This window comes from Nocardia sp. NPDC059154 (assembly GCF_042755705.1).
In the GTDB taxonomy this organism is placed as follows: domain Bacteria; phylum Actinomycetota; class Actinomycetes; order Mycobacteriales; family Mycobacteriaceae; genus Nocardia.
Genome location: NZ_JBHZCS010000016.1, coordinates 44,738 through 62,876, shown reverse-complemented (window position 1 = coordinate 62,876; position 18,139 = coordinate 44,738). Strand labels below are relative to the sequence as shown.

General features: G+C 68.8%; 16 protein-coding genes and 1 tRNA gene. 11 read left to right on the top strand and 6 right to left on the bottom strand.

Annotated features, from left to right (window positions below):
• Positions 1 to 2: 2 nt before the first annotated feature.
• Positions 3 to 1,298 (top strand): DUF58 domain-containing protein, encoded by a 1,296-nt coding sequence (locus tag ACFXN1_RS16260; protein WP_379438115.1) that lies wholly within the window; start codon positions 3 to 5, stop codon positions 1,296 to 1,298.
• Here the strand turns inward: ACFXN1_RS16260 and ACFXN1_RS16255 are convergent.
• A complete protein-coding gene (locus ACFXN1_RS16255; protein WP_379438117.1) occupies positions 1,276 to 2,076 on the bottom strand; it encodes an RDD family protein in 801 nt (266 codons plus the stop codon). The two genes, ACFXN1_RS16260 and ACFXN1_RS16255, sit on opposite strands and share 23 nt — an antisense overlap.
• 73 nt (positions 2,077 to 2,149) lie before the next feature.
• Between ACFXN1_RS16255 and ACFXN1_RS16250 the strand changes: the two genes are divergently transcribed.
• Positions 2,150 to 3,202 (top strand): stage II sporulation protein M, encoded by a 1,053-nt coding sequence (locus ACFXN1_RS16250; protein WP_379392957.1) that lies wholly within the window; start codon positions 2,150 to 2,152, stop codon positions 3,200 to 3,202.
• Positions 3,203 to 4,001: 799 nt separating this feature from the next.
• Here the strand turns inward: ACFXN1_RS16250 and ACFXN1_RS16245 are convergent.
• A tRNA-Leu gene (locus ACFXN1_RS16245) sits at positions 4,002 to 4,087 on the bottom strand.
• Positions 4,088 to 4,380: 293 nt separating this feature from the next.
• Here ACFXN1_RS16245 and ACFXN1_RS16240 point away from each other — a divergent pair.
• From ACFXN1_RS16240 to pknB, 7 genes are all read left to right on the top strand, one after another.
• Positions 4,381 to 5,793 (top strand): DUF3662 and FHA domain-containing protein, encoded by a 1,413-nt coding sequence (locus tag ACFXN1_RS16240; protein ID WP_379438119.1) that lies wholly within the window; start codon positions 4,381 to 4,383, stop codon positions 5,791 to 5,793.
• A 208-nt stretch (positions 5,794 to 6,001) separates the two neighbouring features.
• The gene (locus tag ACFXN1_RS16235) at positions 6,002 to 6,469 is read left to right on the top strand and encodes an FHA domain-containing protein (RefSeq protein WP_040862589.1); all 468 of its coding nucleotides are present in this window, start codon (positions 6,002 to 6,004) and stop codon (positions 6,467 to 6,469) included.
• A complete protein-coding gene (locus ACFXN1_RS16230) occupies positions 6,466 to 7,974 on the top strand; it encodes a PP2C family protein-serine/threonine phosphatase (protein WP_379438120.1) in 1,509 nt (502 codons plus the stop codon). The genes ACFXN1_RS16235 and ACFXN1_RS16230 overlap by 4 nt, the downstream gene beginning before the upstream one ends.
• On the top strand, positions 7,974 to 9,440 hold the full coding sequence (locus tag ACFXN1_RS16225; protein ID WP_379392952.1) for an FtsW/RodA/SpoVE family cell cycle protein: 1,467 nt from the start codon (positions 7,974 to 7,976) through the stop codon (positions 9,438 to 9,440). The genes ACFXN1_RS16230 and ACFXN1_RS16225 overlap by 1 nt, the downstream gene beginning before the upstream one ends.
• The gene (locus ACFXN1_RS16220) at positions 9,437 to 10,912 is read left to right on the top strand and encodes a peptidoglycan D,D-transpeptidase FtsI family protein (protein WP_379392950.1); all 1,476 of its coding nucleotides are present in this window, start codon (positions 9,437 to 9,439) and stop codon (positions 10,910 to 10,912) included. Before ACFXN1_RS16225 ends, ACFXN1_RS16220 begins: the two co-directional genes overlap by 4 nt.
• 34 nt (positions 10,913 to 10,946) lie before the next feature.
• The gene (locus ACFXN1_RS16215) at positions 10,947 to 12,542 is read left to right on the top strand and encodes a protein kinase (RefSeq protein ID WP_379438122.1); all 1,596 of its coding nucleotides are present in this window, start codon (positions 10,947 to 10,949) and stop codon (positions 12,540 to 12,542) included.
• A complete protein-coding gene (pknB, locus tag ACFXN1_RS16210) occupies positions 12,539 to 14,437 on the top strand; it encodes a Stk1 family PASTA domain-containing Ser/Thr kinase (protein ID WP_354847406.1) in 1,899 nt (632 codons plus the stop codon). Before ACFXN1_RS16215 ends, pknB begins: the two co-directional genes overlap by 4 nt.
• Positions 14,438 to 14,520: 83 nt before the next feature.
• On the opposite strand, the gene ACFXN1_RS16205 is transcribed toward pknB, so the two are convergent.
• The 3 genes from ACFXN1_RS16205 to ACFXN1_RS16195 are packed head-to-tail and all read right to left on the bottom strand — an operon-like array spanning position 14,521 to position 16,296.
• The gene (locus ACFXN1_RS16205) at positions 14,521 to 14,985 is read right to left on the bottom strand and encodes a dCMP deaminase (RefSeq protein ID WP_379438124.1); all 465 of its coding nucleotides are present in this window, start codon (positions 14,983 to 14,985) and stop codon (positions 14,521 to 14,523) included.
• Entirely contained in the window at positions 14,975 to 15,658 is a 684-nt protein-coding gene (locus ACFXN1_RS16200) for a RibD family protein (RefSeq protein WP_379392944.1), read from the bottom strand. Before ACFXN1_RS16200 ends, ACFXN1_RS16205 begins: the two co-directional genes overlap by 11 nt.
• Positions 15,655 to 16,296 (bottom strand): aminodeoxychorismate/anthranilate synthase component II, encoded by a 642-nt coding sequence (locus ACFXN1_RS16195; RefSeq protein ID WP_379438125.1) that lies wholly within the window; start codon positions 16,294 to 16,296, stop codon positions 15,655 to 15,657. The genes ACFXN1_RS16200 and ACFXN1_RS16195 overlap by 4 nt, the downstream gene beginning before the upstream one ends.
• Before the next feature lie 148 nt (positions 16,297 to 16,444).
• Between ACFXN1_RS16195 and crgA the strand changes: the two genes are divergently transcribed.
• Positions 16,445 to 16,711, top strand: a complete 267-nt coding sequence (crgA, locus tag ACFXN1_RS16190) for a cell division protein CrgA (protein ID WP_040862582.1) — start codon at positions 16,445 to 16,447, stop codon at positions 16,709 to 16,711.
• Positions 16,712 to 16,797: 86 nt separating this feature from the next.
• Positions 16,798 to 17,241 (top strand): PH domain-containing protein, encoded by a 444-nt coding sequence (locus ACFXN1_RS16185; RefSeq protein ID WP_379392942.1) that lies wholly within the window; start codon positions 16,798 to 16,800, stop codon positions 17,239 to 17,241.
• Here ACFXN1_RS16185 and ACFXN1_RS16180 read toward each other — a convergent pair.
• Positions 17,238 to 18,104 (bottom strand): rhomboid family intramembrane serine protease, encoded by an 867-nt coding sequence (locus ACFXN1_RS16180; protein ID WP_379438127.1) that lies wholly within the window; start codon positions 18,102 to 18,104, stop codon positions 17,238 to 17,240. The genes ACFXN1_RS16185 and ACFXN1_RS16180 overlap by 4 nt on opposite strands.
• Positions 18,105 to 18,139: the final 35 nt, after the last annotated feature.

The window sequence follows — 18,139 nt, the reverse complement described above, 5'->3', positions numbered from 1 at the left end:
CCGTGGTCGTCACCGGCCGGCTGGCCGCCGCGGCGGTGCTCGCGGCCCTGTTCGTCACGCTGGCGCTGCCCTCGTGGCTCGGTGTGCTGCTCGCCACCCTGGCGCTGGTCGCGCTGATCGCGGCCGATCTGCTGCTGCTGGGATCGCCTGATGCGCTGGAGCTTTCGCGGGCCCCCGTCACGACGGTGCGCACCGGTCGCAGCATCGACGTGGAACTGGCGGTGCTCAACGACGGCGCCCGGCCGGTGCGCGGCACCCTGTGGGACGACTGGCCGCCCAGCGCGCACGTCCGCCATCGCACCCACGCCCTGAACCTGCCGCCCAACACCAGGATTCGGCTGCACACCGAGCTGACGCCGGACTATCACGGCGACCGGGTGGCCGGCCCGGTGACGCTGCGTCTGCTGGGCCCGCTCGGCATGGCCGGCCGCCAGGTGCGGCGCGAGGTCCCGGCCCGGCTGCGCGCGCTGCCGCCGTTCCGCAGTGAGCGGCTGCTGGCCTCCAAGGTCCGGCAGCTGCAGCATCTGGAGGGCCGCAACACCACCACGATTCGCGGGCAGGGCACCGAATTCGATTCGTTCCGTGAGTATGTCGCGGGCGACGACGTGCGCACCATCGACTGGCGCGCGACCGCCCGCGCCAATGACGTGCTGGTGCGCACCTGGCGTCCGGAACGCAACCGGCACGTGGTCATGCTGCTGGACACCGGCAGGGTGAGCGCCGGCCGGGTCGGCGACGGCACCCGCCTGGACGCCACCATCGAAGCGGCCCTGCTGCTGGGCGGGCTGGCCGCCTCGGGCGGCGACTCGGTGGATCTGCTGGCCTACGACCGCCGGCTGCGCACCGAGGTGCGCGGCATCGGCGGAAAGCGCTTGCAGATCAAGCTGATGCACGCGCTCGCCGGGCTCACGCCCGAACTGGTCGACACCGACTATCAGGGCGTGCTGCGCGCGACGCTGCAGCGCGCCCGCCGCCGCAGCCTGGTGGTGTGGTTCACCCATCTCGACGCCGCCACCGTGCAGGAGGGCCTGCTGCCGGTGCTGCCGGTGCTGACCGAGCGGCATCGGGTGCTGGTGGTCGCGGTGACCGATCCGGAGGTGGCGGCCGCCGCCACCCGCCGCTCCGGCCTGGACGACCTCTATGCCGCGGCCGCCGCCGAGAATGTCATCGCCGAGCACGCGGTGGCCCGGGAGACGCTGCGCCGCATGGGCGTCCGGGTCATCGCCGAGGCACCCGACCGGCTGCCGGAGGCGGTGGCCGACGAATACCTGGAACTCAAGCGGACCGGAGCGCTGTAACCGGCACTGCTGTCGGGTACTGCCGCACGAGGGGCGGCGGCGGGATGGCCCGCCGCTGCCGCTCGGCCAGCACCGCGCCCAGGATCTGCAGCGGCGGATAGCCGTTCGGCGGCGGCGTGCGCAGGCTCATGCACACCGTGATGACCAGGGTGCGGCCCAACCGGTCCTGGACCTCCGGGGTCAGGGTGCGGAATCGCAACAGGTACTGACGCGTCGACAGCGCCAATTCATCGGAGAGACCGGACAAATCGAGCTGCCGCGCCCAGCCCGCCAACCAGGGCGGCGGCGCGGCCAGCGCGGCGAAGGGCAGCCGGCTTCGGTCGTGCACCACCACGGTGCCCGCCAGCACGTCCCCGACCCGCCGGGCCTGCGGCGAGCACAGCGACACCACGACGGCGATCAGCCCGGTGCCCATGATCCAGAAGTCGACGATCCCCGCCAGTCCGCGGGTGACCGCGTGCCGGAAGTCGATGGGCCCGCCGTCGGCGCGCACCACGCGCAGCCCGACCGCCATCTTCCCCACCGAGCGCCCGCGCGAAAACGTCTCGAACAGCACCGGATACCCGATCAGCGCGCTCACCATGGCCACCAGCACAGCGGCGTCGCGCCACGCGGAATCGGCGCCGATCCACACCAGCAGCGCCTCGAACAGCAGCGCCAGCACCGTTCCGATCACGGCCTGCAGCAGCAGGTCGAGCAGGAAGGCCGCAGCCCGGGTGGGGATCCGCGCGATCGGCAGCTCGACGGCCACGGCTTCGCCGGTGGTGAACAGTGCCATGAGGTCGTCTTCCTCCGCCCCGTGGGATCGCGATGGATAGCATTCTGTCAGCGTCGGCGCAGGAGGGGTACTCATGGATCTGGACGCTTACACCTTTGTGCACAGGCCCTCCTGGGATCGGCTGGATCAGCTGGCCTCCCGGAGCAGGCGGCTCACCGGTGCGGAGGCCGACGAGTTGGTGCGGCTGTATCGGCTGGCGTCGCAGCAGCTGGCCCGCCTGCAGACCCGGGAGGCGGATCCGGACCTCGTTGCCGGGCTGTCGGCGGTGCTGACCCGGGCGCGGGGCCGGATACTGAGCGCCCGCTTCGACACGCCACGGGAGATCGCCTACTTCTTCACGCACCGGTTCCCGGCCGCCGTGTACCGGGCTTGGCCCTGGTGGCTGTCGGTCGCGACGGTGTTCCTGCTCGGGTCGGCGGGGCTGGCCGCGTGGGTGGCCAGGTCGGAGGCCGCGCGCCGGCATCTCGGCCTGGATACGGATACAGATGCCTTGACGCGCCCGGGTGGCGAATTCGAGACCTACTACTACGAGCATTCGCACGATGCCTTCGCCGCCAAGGTGTGGACCAACAACGCGTGGGTGTCGGCCATGGCGCTCTTCCTCGGGGTGCTCATCCTGCCCGCCGTCTACCTGTTGTCCATGAACGCCTTGAATCTCGGTATCAGTGCCGGGCTGATGGCGGGGGCGGGGCGGCTGGGCCCGTTCTTCGGCTGGCTCCTGCCGCACGGAATGCTGGAGCTCACAGCCATTTTCGTGGCCGGCGGGGCGGGTCTGAAGCTGGGCTGGACGCTGATCGATCCGGGCCGGGAGAGCCGCCCGCAGGCGCTGGCGCGACAGGGCCGGGCGACCGCGGTGATCGCGCTCGGGCTGGTGGGCGTGCTGCTGGTGTCGGGTTTCCTCGAGGGCTTCGTCACACCCAGCGGACTGCCCACGGCGGTCCGGGTCGGCATCGGCGCGCTGGCCGAACTCGGTTTCCTGGCTTATGTATTCGGGCGCGGCCGCGGTGCGGTGCGGGAGCAGGAGCGCCTGCGGTCGGAGCGGGAAGCGAACGATCACCCGGAGCACATCACGGGCTATTCGATCGAGAAGGGTCCGGAACGGGTTGTGGGAGTGGCGACTTCATAGTCGCGGCACCGTTCGGATTGATTTCCACTGGCCGCAGCGAGTCCGGCTCAGCTGCGGCCAGCGTTGCCGACGACTCTACACAATCGTTATGGCTACGCAACCTCCGACTTGCCCACCGGACGTATAAGGCGACCAGGCGAAACACCCTTTCCCAGTGGGTAACCCGACAAGATCGCTAATTCCCGGCATACGCTTTGCGGGCGGTCTGCGGAGGGGTCCGAAACTATCCCCGCGGTCGCGTTTCGAGACCCCTTTCGAACCTTGACGCGCGATGCGTTTCGAACCCCGTCAGTTGGTTTGCCAAAAACTCGCAAATTTTCCGCTCACCATCGGTTCAACCACCGTTAAGCTGGCGTTTTGCCCCAGCTCAGGCTGATTGCCCACCGATCACCCAAGGTCAAACAAACCTCAAGTTTGTTTCGAATGGCTTTCGCCAAATGATCATCAGGCATAACTGGACTGTAATCGGGCGCATACCCAATTCGGCATCTTCTGGCAAACGATTTTCGCCCCCGCGAAGGCCCCGAAACGCCCCCTGGCAACGCCTTCGGCGGGTAACCCCGAACAGGGTGTGCGATCTTCGTCACATCCGTTGTGAGCAGCGGCTTTTCGAGTCTCGCTGAGTGGAACCGACACCGTGCGGATTCGCGCCGCGACCCCGCCCGCGCGGGCCGGCACCGGGCGCCGCACTGATGCCGATCCGACATCGCACTCCCAGCCCGGACGCCGAACCCGGGCACGGTCGAACCCGAACATAGAAGAAGGCCCCCGATCCGATTCGGATCGAGGGCCTTCCTCGTGGTGGGCGAGGGGGGACTTGAACCCCCACGTCCTTACGGACACTGGCACCTGAAGCCAGCGCGTCTGCCATTCCGCCACTCGCCCTGAGCGACGGGAAGAAACGTATCACGGGGTTTGCACCAAAACGAAATCGCCTGGTTATCGGGGGTGCGGAGGGGCGATCACGATCCGCGTTCGACCCGGGAACCTCGGCTCGCCGCCAAGAGTTACAGGTGTGGACGATCGTGGATATCATGCAATCACCGTGTCCTTGCGGCGACACGCCATGTCCGCGTGTTGCTATTCAAGGACGCATCGCGCACGTCACGGCCGATCGGACAGATGACACGACGCACGCTCCCGCACCGGAGCGGGCAGGACCCGAGAAGGGAGGGGGCATGGGAATTGTTTCCCGATTCGAGCGCCGTCTCCAGGGGGCTGTCGGCGATGTCTTCGCCCGCGCCTTCGGCGGGAGTGTCGTGCCCCAGGAGGTCGAGGCCGCACTGCAGCGCGAGGCCGCCGACCACATCCAGGATCTCGGTGGTGGGCATCTGCTGGCTCCGAACAGCTATGCCATTACCGTCAACGAGTCGGATCTACGGCAGCTCGTCCAGGGCGAGGGACAGCCGGATCGCGATCTCGCCACGCAGGATTACGAACTCACCAAGCGTGCTTTCGCCAAGCATCTGCAGGACTACATCCGCGAGCAAGGGTGGCAGACCTACGGTGAAGTACACGTGGAGTTCGAGGCATCCCCTACGCTGCACACCGGACAGTTCAGGACACGCGGCCGGGTCGATCCGGACGCGGGTGGGCGGGCAGGCCCGTCACCGGGACCTGGACGCCCACAACGACCCAACCCGCAACCAGGAGCTGGCCCCATGACGCAGAACTCAGGCTACGACCCAAGCCGTGAGCCCGCGGAGTCCGATCCGCGGAACCGCGGGTACGCGCCCCCGCCTGCGGGCCGTCAAGGTCAGCAGGGTTACGGCGAGTACGGCCGCGGTGGTCAGCAGGGCTACGAGCAGGGCGGCTACGGCCAGTCCGAGCAGGCCTACGGCGACTACCAGAACGGCTACGACTACAACCAGCAGCAGGGCGGCGCTTACGGCCAGCAGGGCGGCTACGCCGAGCAGGGCTACGGCCAGCAGCAGGGCTACGGCCAGTCCGAGCAGGCCTACGGTCAGCAGCAGGGCTATGCCGACCAGGCCTACGGCCAGCAGCAGCACGGCTACGACCAGGCCTACAGCGAGCAGGGCGGCGGCTACGGCCAGCAGCCGGGCTACGCCGACCAGGCCTACGGCCAGCAGCAGGGCTACGGCCAGCAGGGCTACGACCAGGGCGGCTACGGTCAGCAGGGCTATGCCGAGCAGGGGTACGGCCAGCAGCAGGGCTACGGCCAGCAGGGCTACGACCAGTACCAGGAGCAGGCCGGCTACGGCGACGAGCAGGGGTACGGACAGCAGCAGGGCTACGGCCAGCAGCAGGCCGGCTACGGCGCGGCGCCGGCGCGCGGCGGCTCGGGCTACTCGGCCACGCTGCAGCTGGACGACGGCTCCGGCCGCACCTACCAGTTGCGCGAGGGCAGCAACATCATCGGCCGCGGGCAGGACGCGCACTTCCGGTTGCCGGATACGGGAGTTTCGCGGCGCCACATCGAGGTTCGCTGGGACGGCCAGACCGCGATGCTCTCGGACCTCGGTTCGACCAATGGCACGCTGGTCAACGGGTCTCCCGTCCAGGATTGGCAGCTCGCCGACGGGGATGTCATCCGCGCCGGACATTCCGAGATCCTGATCCGGATCGTCTGATCCCGTAAGCTCGCGGTGCAGGTCACGATATGGCTGGGAATTCCTCGGTCGTATCGTGATCGCAACCGGTCGACGGCCCTATGATGCTGCCAATGCTCGCGGCGGACTCTGGCCGCGCTGACCAGCAACACACCGGTTGGGGGTCACGGAGCCACACCTCCGTAACTGCCCCGTACTCACGACACGGTCGAACAGGAGGTGGAGCACCGTGCAGGGATTGATCCTGCAATTGACCCGTGCGGGGTTCCTGCTGTTGTTGTGGCTGTTCGTGTGGGCGGTGCTCCGGACCCTGCGCAGCGATATCTACGCGGCTTCCGGCCTCCGGGTCGCGCCTCGGGCCGCAGGCGGTTCCGCGGTGCTCCCATCATTTCGCCGGGGCCAGAAGGGCGCCAAATATCTCGTGGTGACTCAGGGTTCTCTCGCCGGCACCCGCATCTCGCTCGGCACACAGCCGGTGCTGATCGGGCGGGCCGACGACTCCACACTGGTTCTCACCGACGACTACGCCTCCACCCGCCACGCGCGACTGTCTCCGCGCGGTGAGGACTGGTACGTCGAGGATCTCGGTTCCACCAACGGGACCTACCTCGACCGGTCGAAGGTCACCACTCCGGTCCGAGTTCCACTCGGCACCCCTGTCCGTGTCGGCAAGACAGTGATCGAGCTGCGATCGTGACACTTGTTCTCCGCTACGCAGCGCGCAGCGACCGTGGTCTCGTCCGAGCCAACAACGAGGATTCCGTCTACGCAGGTGCGCGACTGCTCGCGCTGGCGGACGGCATGGGCGGCCACGCCGCCGGTGAGGTCGCCTCGCAGCTGATGATCGCCGCCCTGGCGCATCTGGACGACGACGAGCCCGGCGACGATCTGCTCGGCAAGCTGAATCGTGCTGTGCACGAAGGCAATGCGGCCATCGCCGACCAGGTCGAGGAGGAGCCGGAACTCGACGGCATGGGCACCACGCTCACCGCCATCCTGTTCGCCGGGCGCAAACTCGGCCTCGCGCACATCGGCGACTCCCGCGCCTACATGCTCAGAGGCGGTGAGCTGGCCCAGATCACCCGCGACGACACCTTCGTGCAGTCGCTGGTGGACGAGGGACGAATCACCCCGGAGCAGGCCCACACTCATCCCCAGCGCTCACTGATCATGCGGGCGCTCACCGGCAACGAGATCGACCCCACCCTGGTGGTGCGGGAGGCGCGTGCCGGGGACCGCTATCTGCTCTGCTCCGACGGCCTCTCGGACGTGGTGAGCGACGAGACCATCGCCAACACGCTGCGCGAGGGCACCACCGACGAGTCGGCGGACCGGCTCATCGAATTGGCGTTGCGCAGTGGCGGTCCCGACAACGTGACCGTGGTGGTCGCCGACGTCATCGACCTGGACTACGGCCAGAGCCACCCGATCGTGGCGGGCGCGGCCTCCGGTGAGGACGAGGACACTCCGCCGCCGAACACCGCCGCCGGCCGGGCCGCCGCCATGCGCCCGCCGCGCGCCACGCCGCGCCGCGCGGTGCCGCAGCCCGAACCCGAGCCGCCCAAGAAGAGCCACAAGCTGCGCTGGCTGGCGCTGTCGCTGGCCCTGCTGGTGGCGGTGGGCGCGGGACTCACCGTGGGCTACAACATGATTCGCAGCAACTACTACGTCGGCGTGGACGGCGAGAAGGTGGTCGTGCTGCGCGGCCTGCCCGGTTCGGTGCTGGGCTATTCCATCCGCGATGTGGACCAGGTCGGCTGCGTCACGCGCGGCGGCGAATTGACGCTGACCGCGCCCGGCGACAAGTTTCCCTCCGGCTGTGCCCAGCTGACCCGCAACGACCTCCGCCCCAGCGGCCGCGATTCGGTCGACAAGGGCCTGCCGCCCGGTTCCCGCGACGACGCCGTCAAGCAGATCCGGAACCTGGTGCAGGGCGAACTGCTGCCCCCGTGCGAGAAGCAGCAGCAGGCGCCGGTCACTCCGTCGACCACGCCGGTCCCGCCGCCCGCCGACCCCAACCAGCCGGGCACACCCGTCACCACCACCCCGGCCGCTCCGGCCGCGCCCGGCAGCCTCACCGGTGGTGAGCGCACCGGCGAGAACCACCCGCTGGAACCCCGCAAGACCGACCAGCCGACCGCTCCTGTCACCACCACCACGGCACCGCAGACTCCGGGGCAGAACTGCAGGACGGCGGACTGATGTCCGCACCGGCACCGCCGTCCACTGGGGCTTTTCCCAGTCCACCGGGCGGATTCGCTCCTGCGCCGCCGCCCGCCACCCGGCGCAATGTCGAGTTGCTGCTCCTGGGGCTGGCGGCCGTCATCACGATGGTGTCGCTGGTGCTGGTGGAGGCCAGTCAGGAGCAGGCGATCACCTGGGAGATCGCCAAACTCGGTGCCGCGTACATGGCATTGTTCGGCGTCGCGCATCTGGCGGTGCGGCGGTTCGCGGCCTTCGCGGATCCGGTCCTACTACCGATCGTGGCGCTGCTGAACGGGTTGGGCCTGGTGGTGATCCACCGCATCGACCTGGCGCAGGCACAGGACGCCGCGTTCGCCTCCCTGCCCATCCCCTCCCCCGACGCCAACCAGCAGGTGCTGTGGACGGGGCTGGGGATGGTGGTTTTCACGGGGTTGTTGATCGCGCTGCGTGACTACCGCAGCCTGGCCCGCTACGCCTACACCCTCGGCCTGATCGGGGTCATCGCCCTCGCCCTGCCCGCGGTGCTGCCGGACCGGTACTCGCAGGTGAACGGCGCGAAGATCTGGATTCGCCTGCCGGGCTTCAGTGTTCAGCCCGGTGAGTTCGCCAAGATCGCGCTCATCGTGTTCTTCGCCGGTGTGCTGGTGTCCAAGCGCGACCTGTTCACCGGCGCGGGCAAGCACGTGTTCGGCATGGAGCTGCCGCGCATGCGCGACATGGGCCCGATCCTGCTGGTCTGGGTGCTGTCGGTGGGCGTGCTGGTGGTGGAGAAGGATCTGGGCACCTCGCTGCTCATCTTCGCCACCGTGCTGTGCATGCTCTACATCGCGACCGAGCGGGTGGGCTGGGTGGCGGTCGGGCTGGTGCTGCTCACCATCGGGGTCGTGTTCGCCTATTTCGCCTTCGGGCATGTGCGGGTGCGGTTCTCGACCTGGCTGCATCCCTTCGCCGACTACTCCAATACCGGCTACCAGATCTCGCAGTCGCTGTTCGGGCTGGCCACCGGCGGACTGGCCGGGACCGGGCTGGGCAGCGGGCGGCCCTCGCAGGTGCCGTTCGCCAAGACCGACTTCATCATCTCCGCCATCGGGGAGGAGCTCGGCCTGATCGGGCTGACCGCCATCCTGATGCTGTTCTGCGTGTTCACCATTCGCGGGATCCGCACCGCACTGGCCATTCGCGACAGCTTCGGCAAGCTGCTGGCCGCGGGCCTGTCCTTCACGATCGCCATCCAGGTGTTCGTGGTGGTCGGCGGCGTCACCAAGCTGATTCCGCTGACCGGTCTCACCACGCCCTACATGTCCTACGGCGGTTCGTCCCTGCTGGCCAACTATGTGCTGCTGGGCCTGCTGATCAAGGTGTCCGATGCCGCCCGCCGGCCGGCGCCCGCCCGGAAGCGGGCGGAACCGATCGCGGACGCGTCGACTCAACTGCTGCGCAAGGTCGAGGGGGGTGGCGCGTGAACACGCCTCTGCGCCGGGTGGCGCTGGCGGTCATGGTGATGATCGTCGCGCTGCTCGCCAATGCCACCTATGTGCAGGTGTTCAAGGCCGACAGCCTGCGCAACGATCCGCGCAATGTGCGAGTCCTGCTGGACGAGTACGCGCGTCAGCGCGGCCAGATCTCCGCGGCGGGCACGGTGCTGGCCTCGTCGGTCGCCACCGACGACCGCTACAAGTACCTGCGCACCTACCCGACCGATCCGCTGGCCTACGCGCCCGCCACCGGCTACTACTCGATGCAGTACGGCAGCAACCAACTCGAGCACGCCGAGGACTCGGTGCTCAACGGCTCCGACAACAGCCTGTTCGGGCGCCGGCTCATCGACATGATCTCCGGCCGGGATCCGCGCGGCGGCAATGTGGTGACCACGCTCAACCCGGTCATGCAGAAGGTCGCCTACGACCAGCTCACCGCCAAGAACCTGACCGGTTCGGTGGTGGCCGTCGAGCCCAGCACCGGCCGCATCCTGACCATGGTGTCCACGCCGTCCTACGACCCGAACCTGCTGGCCGGGCACGACGGCGCCGCCACCCAGAAGACCTGGGAGCAGCTGCAGCAGGATCCGCGCCAGCCGATGCTGAATCGCGCGGTCTCGCAGACCTATCCGCCGGGCTCCACCTTCAAGGTGATCGTGACCGCGGCCGCGCTGTCCAACGGCATCGCCAAGCCCGACGACCAGTTCACCGCGGCGCCGCGGATCACGCTGCCCGACACCACCACCACGCTGGAGAACTACAACGGCAGCCACTGCGGTCCCGGCGACGCCCAAACCGCTTCTCTCACCGACGCTTTCAAGTACTCCTGTAACACCGCCTTCGCCGAGCTCGGTATGAAGGTCGGAGCCGCGAAACTCAAGGACGAGGCCAGCGCGTTCGGAATCGGAACCCAGCACCCCAATATTCCGATCCCCTGGGCGGACAGCACCGTCGGAACGATTCCCGACAATGCGGCCATGGCCCAGTCCAGCATCGGCCAGCGCGACGTCGCGCTCACCCCGCTGGACAATGCGGTCATCGCGGCCACCATCGCCAATGGCGGCGTGCGGATGAAGCCTTTTCTGGTGGACCAGCTGCAGGCGCCCGATCTGAGCACGCTGGAGACCACCAAGCCGACCTCGGTGGGCCAGGCGGTGACACCGCAGGTGGCCACCCAGATCACCAATCTGATGCTGGAGTCGGAGAAGAACACGCAGGGAGGGACGCAGCCGCGCTCGTATCAGATCGCGTCGAAGACCGGCACGGCCGAGCACGGCAACGATCCGCGCAACACGCCGCCGCACGCCTGGTACATCGCCTTCGCGCCGGCGCAGAACCCGAAGATCGCGATCGCGGTGATCGTCGAGAACGGCGGCGACCGGGCGCTGGCGGCCACCGGCGGCTCCGTGGCCGCCCCGATCGCGCGAGCGGTGCTGGATGCCGGACTGGGGGGCTGAACGACATGAAAGTGCAAGGTAGACAGGGTCACGAATGCTGAACAACGGTGCGATGATCGCAGACCGGTACCGGCTGCAGCGGCTGATCGCGACCGGCGGCATGGGTCAGGTCTGGGAAGCGCTGGACACTCGGCTGGACCGCCGGGTCGCCGTGAAGGTGCTCAAGGCGGAGTTCTCCGCCGATCCGACCTTCCGGCAGCGCTTCCGTACCGAGGCGCGGACCACCGCGCAGTTGAACCACCCGGGCATCGCGAGCATCTACGACTACGGCGAGACGCAGGACGGGTCGGGCGGCGAAATCGCCTACCTGGTCATGGAGTACGTGCAGGGTGAACCGCTCAACGCGGTGCTGTCGCGGTTGAACCGGCTCTCGGTGGCGCAGGGTCTGGACATGCTCGAGCAGACCGGGCGCGCGCTCCAGGTCGCGCACCTGGCGGGCGTGGTGCACCGGGATGTGAAGCCGGGCAATATCCTCGTGACCCCGACCGGTCAGGTGAAGATCACCGACTTCGGCATCGCCAAGGCGGTGGACGCCTCCCCGGTCACCAAGACCGGCATGGTGATGGGCACCGCCCAGTACATCGCACCGGAGCAGGCCACCGGCGAGGACGCCACCGCCGCCTCCGACGTGTACTCCCTGGGTGTGGTCGGCTACGAGGCGCTCTCGGGCGCCCGGCCGTTCACCGGTGACGGCGCGCTGACCGTGGCCATGAAGCACGTGCGGGAGGCCCCGCCGCCGCTGCCCGCCGATCTGCCGCCGAATGTGCGGGAGCTCATCGAGATCACCATGGCCAAGGATCCGGGCCAGCGCTACACCAATGGCGGCGAATTCGCCGACGCGGTGGCCGCGGTGCGCTCGGGTCGCCGACCCACGCCGCCCGGCGGCATTCCGGCCGTGCCGTCGATGACCGGCGCCACCCGGGTGCTGCCGCCCGGACCGACCATGATCATTCCGGGCGCCCGGGCCGACCAGGCCACCAGCCGGTACGCGCCGCCGCCCATGCGCGGCGTCGCCGAGCCGCCCGCCTCCGCGACCACCGTGATGCCGGGACCGCGTACCCCGGTGGGCCCGATGACCGTCACCGGCGCCGAAGACCCGGAAACCGGGCGATTCACCGCCGGCCAGAAGGCCATCGCCGGGCTCGGCGTGGGCGCGCTCATTCTGGGCGCGGCCGCCGCCATCGTGCTGATGAGCAGCTCCTCGCACGACTCCACGCCGCCCGCCCGCACCAGTGCGGTGGTGGCGCCCCCGGTGATCACACCGACCACCACGCCCCCGCAGACCACGACCACCCGGGAACGGCCGGTGCCGCCGCCCCCGGTGACCACCTACGAGCCGCCGCCGACCACCACACCCGAGCCGACGACCACGCCACCGCCCACCACGACCGCGCCGCCGACCACCACCGTGCCGAAGACCACCACCTCGACACGGCCGACCACCACCGGCCGCTGGCCCTGGCCGAACAACGACATACCATCATTGCCAGCGAATCCGGGCGGAGTGAGTCCCGGCGGCGGGAATCCCGGCGGGATGAGTCCCGGCGTAGTGAGTCCCGGCAGTAACCGCGGTCCTGTCTACGAGTCCGACCCCTATTCATCCACAGTCCCGCAGCAAGGATTGCCATGACGACCCCGAAGAACCTCTCCTCCCGCTACGAGCTGGGCGAGATCATCGGGTTCGGTGGCATGTCCGAGGTCCACAAGGCCCGGGATCTGCGGCTCGGCCGGGATGTGGCCATCAAGGTGCTGCGCGCCGACCTGGCCCGCGACCCCACGTTCTATCTGCGCTTCAAGCGGGAGGCGCAGAACGCGGCGGCGCTCAACCATCCGGCCATCGTGGCGGTGTACGACACCGGCGAGGCCGAGGTGGACGGCGGCCCGCTGCCCTACATCGTCATGGAGTACGTCGACGGCGACACGCTGCGCGACCTGGTGCGCGGCAAGGGCCCGCTGCCGCCCCGGCGCGCCATGGAGGTCATCGCGGATGTGTGTGCGGCGCTGGACTTCTCGCACCGCAACGGCATCGTGCACCGGGACATGAAGCCCGCCAACATCATGATCAACCGCGCCGGCGCGGTGAAGGTGATGGACTTCGGCATCGCCCGGGCCCTCGCCGACAGCTCCAACCCCATGACCCAGACGGCCGCGGTCATCGGCACCGCCCAGTACCTCTCGCCCGAGCAGGCCCGCGGCGAACAGGTGGACGCCCGCTCGGACGTGTACTCGGTGGGCTGTGTGCTCTACGAGATCCTCACCGGCGAACCGCCTTTCACCGGCGACTCGCCGGTCGCGGTGGCCTACCAGCACGTCCGGGAGGATCCGCGGCTGCCGTCGCAGGTGCATCCGGGCGTGCCGCGCGAACTCGACTCGGTCGTGCTCAAGGCCATGAGCAAGAACCCGGCCAACCGGTACCAGACCGCCGCCGAGATGCGCGCCGACCTGATCCGGGTGCTGGGCGGGCAGAAGCCCACCGCGCCCATGGTGATGACCGACGAGGACCGCAGCTTCGACGACGAACTGCCGCCGCCGCGCAGCTACCGCACTGTCGAACGCCGCGACGACACCACCGAGCAGGAGATCGTCGAGGCGAGCCCGCGCCGGCGCACGGCGCTGATCGCCGTGCTCGCGGTGGCCGCGATCGCCGCGGTCGGCGGTCTGCTGTGGATGCTGATCGGACCCGGCTCGCATCCGGATCAGGTCGCGGTGCCGGATGTGGCCAATCAGAACTACCAACTGGCGCAACGGGATCTGGAGCGAGCCGGTTTCACGGTCGCCATCCAGCAGAAGAACGATCCCAAGGTGGCGCAGGGCAATGTGATCGCCACGCAGCCGCTGGGCGGTTCGCGGGTCGACAAGGGCAGCACCGTCACCCTGCAGGTGTCGGCCGGCCCGCAGCAGGTGCCGGTGCCGAAACTGGCCGGGCTCACCCAGCAGCAGGCCGAACAGCAGCTGAATTCCCAGGGGCTGCGGCTGAATCCGGATGTGAAGCGGGAAGCGTCCAGCACCGAGGACAAGGACAAGATCGTCGGGCAGACCCCCGACGCGGGGCAGAAGATCGACTCCGACGGGCAGGTCACCATCACCCTCGGTTCCGGCCCGGACAAGGTGCGGGTGCCCGATGTGGTCGGCCAGTCCATCGACGTCGCGCAGTCGACGCTGTCGGACACCGCCGGTTTCAAGGTGACCGTGCAGGAGGTGCCGAACAACCAGCCCAAGGGCACGGTCATCGCCACCAATCCGCCCGCGGGCACCCAGGCCGACAAGGGTTCCAGCATTACCGTGCAGGTCTCCAGCGGCGACCAGCTGACCATGCCCGACCTGCGCGGCATGACCCCGGCCCAGGCCGTGGACATGCTGCGGCAGAAGGGCTGGAACGGGCAGGTCAGCCAGAACAACATGAGCACCCTGAACGCGGGTGAGGTCGGGCGCATCCTGGCCCAGCAGCCGACCGCGGGCTCGCCGCTGGGCAAGAGCCAGACGGTGACCATCACGACCGGCGTGCTCTCGCTCGGCCCGCCGTGATGCCGATTCCACTGTGAGAAAAGGGGGTTCGCGGACTGTCCGCGAACCCCCTGTGTTTCATGTGAAACCTTCGCGCGCGAAACCTACAGTCGCAGATGACGGTTCATCGACATGGCCTCTTCGGCCAGATCCGGCAGCTCGATCACCTCGACGCCGTGCTCGCGCAGCTTCTCCACCCCGACGCAGTTGTCCACGAAGGTGCCCGGCTCCCGCCAGGCGATGACCACGCGCCGAATTCCGGCCCGGAGAATGCGATCCGTACAGGGCAGCCGATCCTGGCTCGCCCGCTGCGAGCACGGCTCCAGCGTGCTGTACAGCGTGGACGACCGCAGCCGCGGATCGTCCGGCTCCAGCTTGTTCAGCGCCGACTCCTCGGCGTGCACCTTGTCGTCGGTCTCCCGCGACCAGCCGTGCGCGATCTCCACCCCGTCCACACCCACGATCACCGCGCCCACCGCGAAGGCGGTGTCGCTGTGCGAGCACAACCGCGCCAGGCCGATGGCGTGCCGCATCCACCCGCGATCCAGCCGTGCCTCATCATCCGACATCGGAATCCTCCTTCGGCAGATAGCGCAGCAGCGCGATATCGCCGATCCGGCCCACATCGGCCAGCTGCATGCGGTGATTGGGGCCGCCCGGGAAGGCGGCGGGCCCGAGAAAGCGCGGGGCAGCCGGATCCCCGACCACGACCGGCGCCACGGCCATCCAGATCTCGTCGGCCAGACCGGCGGACAGGAAGCCGGTGTGAATGGCACCGCCGCCCTCGACCATGAGCCGCTCCAGGCCGCGTTTGCCCAGGTCATCGAGCAGGGCATCGAATTCGATCAACGCGCCGAGGGAGACGACCTCGGCCAGCCCGGCCAAACGGTCACCGATGCGGGTGGCCCCGGAATCGGTGGTGTAGACCAGTCTTTCGCCGCCGCAGTGCCAGAACCGCAGTTCCGGGTCGAGATCGCCACCGGCGGTGACGATCACGCGCACCGGATACTCCGGCTTGCCCGCGGCGACCCTTTGCAGGCGCCGATCCCCACTGTTGACCAGCAGCCGGGGATTGTCGCGACGCAGGGTTTCCGCGCCGATCAGGATGGCGTCGGAGTCCGCGCGCAACGCGTCCACCCGATCGAAATCGGCTGCGTTGGACAGCAGCAGCCGGTCGGGACCGGTGTCGTCGATATAACCGTCGATGCTGACGGCCACCGACAGCATGACGTGCGGCCTCATGACGCGAGTGCCGCGACCTCCGCCTCCAGGGTCTGCACCAGTCCCTCCGCCGGCCGCTCGCCGCACACGCCCAGCCAGTTGGCGAGCATGCGGTGCCCGCCCTGGGTGAGCACGGATTCGGGATGGAACTGCACACCGTGGATGGGCAGATCGCGATGCCGCAGGGCCATGACGATGCCGGATTCGGTGCGGCCCAACACCTCCAGCTCCGACGGCATGGTCTCCTCGAGGACGGTCAGCGAGTGGTAGCGGGTGGCGATGAACGGATCCGGCAGACCGGCCAGCACGCCCGCGCCGATGTGGAAGACCTCGCTGGTCTTGCCGTGCAACAGTTCGGGGGCACGGGTCACGGTGGCGCCGAACGCCTCTCCGATGGCCTGATGACCCAGGCAGACGCCGAGCAGCGGAGTGGCGTGCCGGGCGGCAGCGTGCACCAGGGCGATGCTGGCACCGGCGCGATCGGGGGTGCCGGGCCCGGGGCTGATCAGCACCCCGTCGTAGTCCTGCACAACCTTGTCCACATCGGCGAGCCGATCATCGTCGTTGCGCCAGACCTCGGCATCCACACCCAGCTGTCCGAGATACTGAACCAGGTTGAACACGAAGCTGTCGTAGTTGTCGACGACCAGTACACGCATGATTCGAGAGTAGTTGGCGCGGCGCGTGCCGTCGCACGCAATACCGCCGAACCGTGTCGCCACAATCGACCGGGCACTCCCAACGACACTTTCCACGGGGTTGCCGGGATAATGTCTATGCAGACAGAACGCCGAATACGAGGACGTCATGCCTAAGTCAAAGGTCCGGAAGAAGACCGACTACACGATCAACCCGGCCAGCCGCACGCCCGTACGCGTGAAATCGGCAGGTCCGTCGCCGGTCTGGTACGTCGCCATCATGCTGGGCTTCATGCTGGCCGGCCTGGCCTGGCTGCTCGTCTACTACCTGGCGAACGAGCACATCGGCTGGATGAGCGACCTGGGCGCGTGGAACTTCCTGATCGGGTTCGGCCTGATGGTCGTCGGCCTGATCATGACCATGCGCTGGCGCTGAGTCCAGCACATGTGTGGCTTACACCATTGTTATTCATACACACCTGTGGATGAGCCTGTGGACAACTCGAGGAGGGAGTGGGGACGGTGACAGCCCCCGATCCCTCCTCCCATCTCGCCTGGTCCACACCCCCGGCCGCGCTCGCGGCCTGCGGCGTGGGCGGCATCGCGCTGGTCGTGGCCGCCTTCGTGACGAACGATGCGCCCGGCCGCCTGCTCATCGGAGTGGCCGCGCTGGGACTGCTCTTCCTCACCGGCATGGGGTTGCGGCAGCGGCCGCGCCTGGCGATCGAGCCCGGTGACCCTGTGCATATCGTGGTGCGCGGCCTGACCGGGCCGCAGCGCTACACGCCCCAGCAGATCCTGCGCGTCCGCGTGGTGTACTACCGGCGACTCGGCCGGCGGATGCCCATGCTGGAGATGGATGTGGATCACCGCGGCGAGGAGAAGCTGCTGATCCTGGGCCGCTGGGATCTGGGCGCGCACCCCGAGGATGTCCTCGAGGTGCTGCGTATTCACCTGGCGCGCTAGAGGCTCGGCACGGCCAGCACCGTCGCCACTACCGCGAGCAGCGCCACCATCGCCACCGCCGCCCAGCCGATGTTCAGCGCCGTGCGGGTCTGCCGAATCCCCAGCCAGCGCGGCACGTAGAGGATGCCGGTGGTGGCGACCGTGCCCGCCAGCAGTCCGCCCAGGTGCGCCCAGATCGAGATGCCGGGCACCGAGAAGGTGATGATCAGGTTGATCACCAGCAGCACCGCGATCTGGGTGAGGTTCTGCCGGGTGCGCAGCATGATCACGGCCACCGCGCCGAAGATGCCGAAGATCGCGCCCGACGCGCCCGCCGAGGCGGTGAGCGGATCCGACAGCGCGGTCACCGCCGCCGAACCGCCGAGCAGCGAGGCCAGGTAGACGGCCACGAATCGCCCACGGCCCAGCGCCACTTCGCAGTACGGGCCGAGCACGTAGAGCGCGAACATATTGGCCAGCAGGTGAATCGGCCCGTAGTGCAGGAAGCCCGAACCCAGCACCCGCGCCCAGCCGCCGTCGCCGACGAAGGCGGGCACCAGCACCCAGTCGTAGAACAGCCGCGACCGCTGGTTGTCCATCAGGCTGTGGGCCTGGAGCGCGGTGACCGCGTAGACGGTCACATTGATCGCGATCAGCGAGTAGGTGACGTACGGGTTGGGTATCCGCGACACCGCTGTCCCGGCGGCATTGCGGACCGGCCGGACATCGTTGCGGCCCTGCTGGACACACTCCACGCAGTGCTGTCCGACCGCGGCCGGGGTGAGGCATTCGGGACAGGCCGAGCGCCCGCACCGGGTGCAGGCCAGACCGGTGGGCCGGTCGGGGTGGCGGTAGCAGGTCGGCGCGGGCGGCTGGGGTTGCATGTGAGTTCTCTTCGGCTCTGGCCTGATTCGGCCGG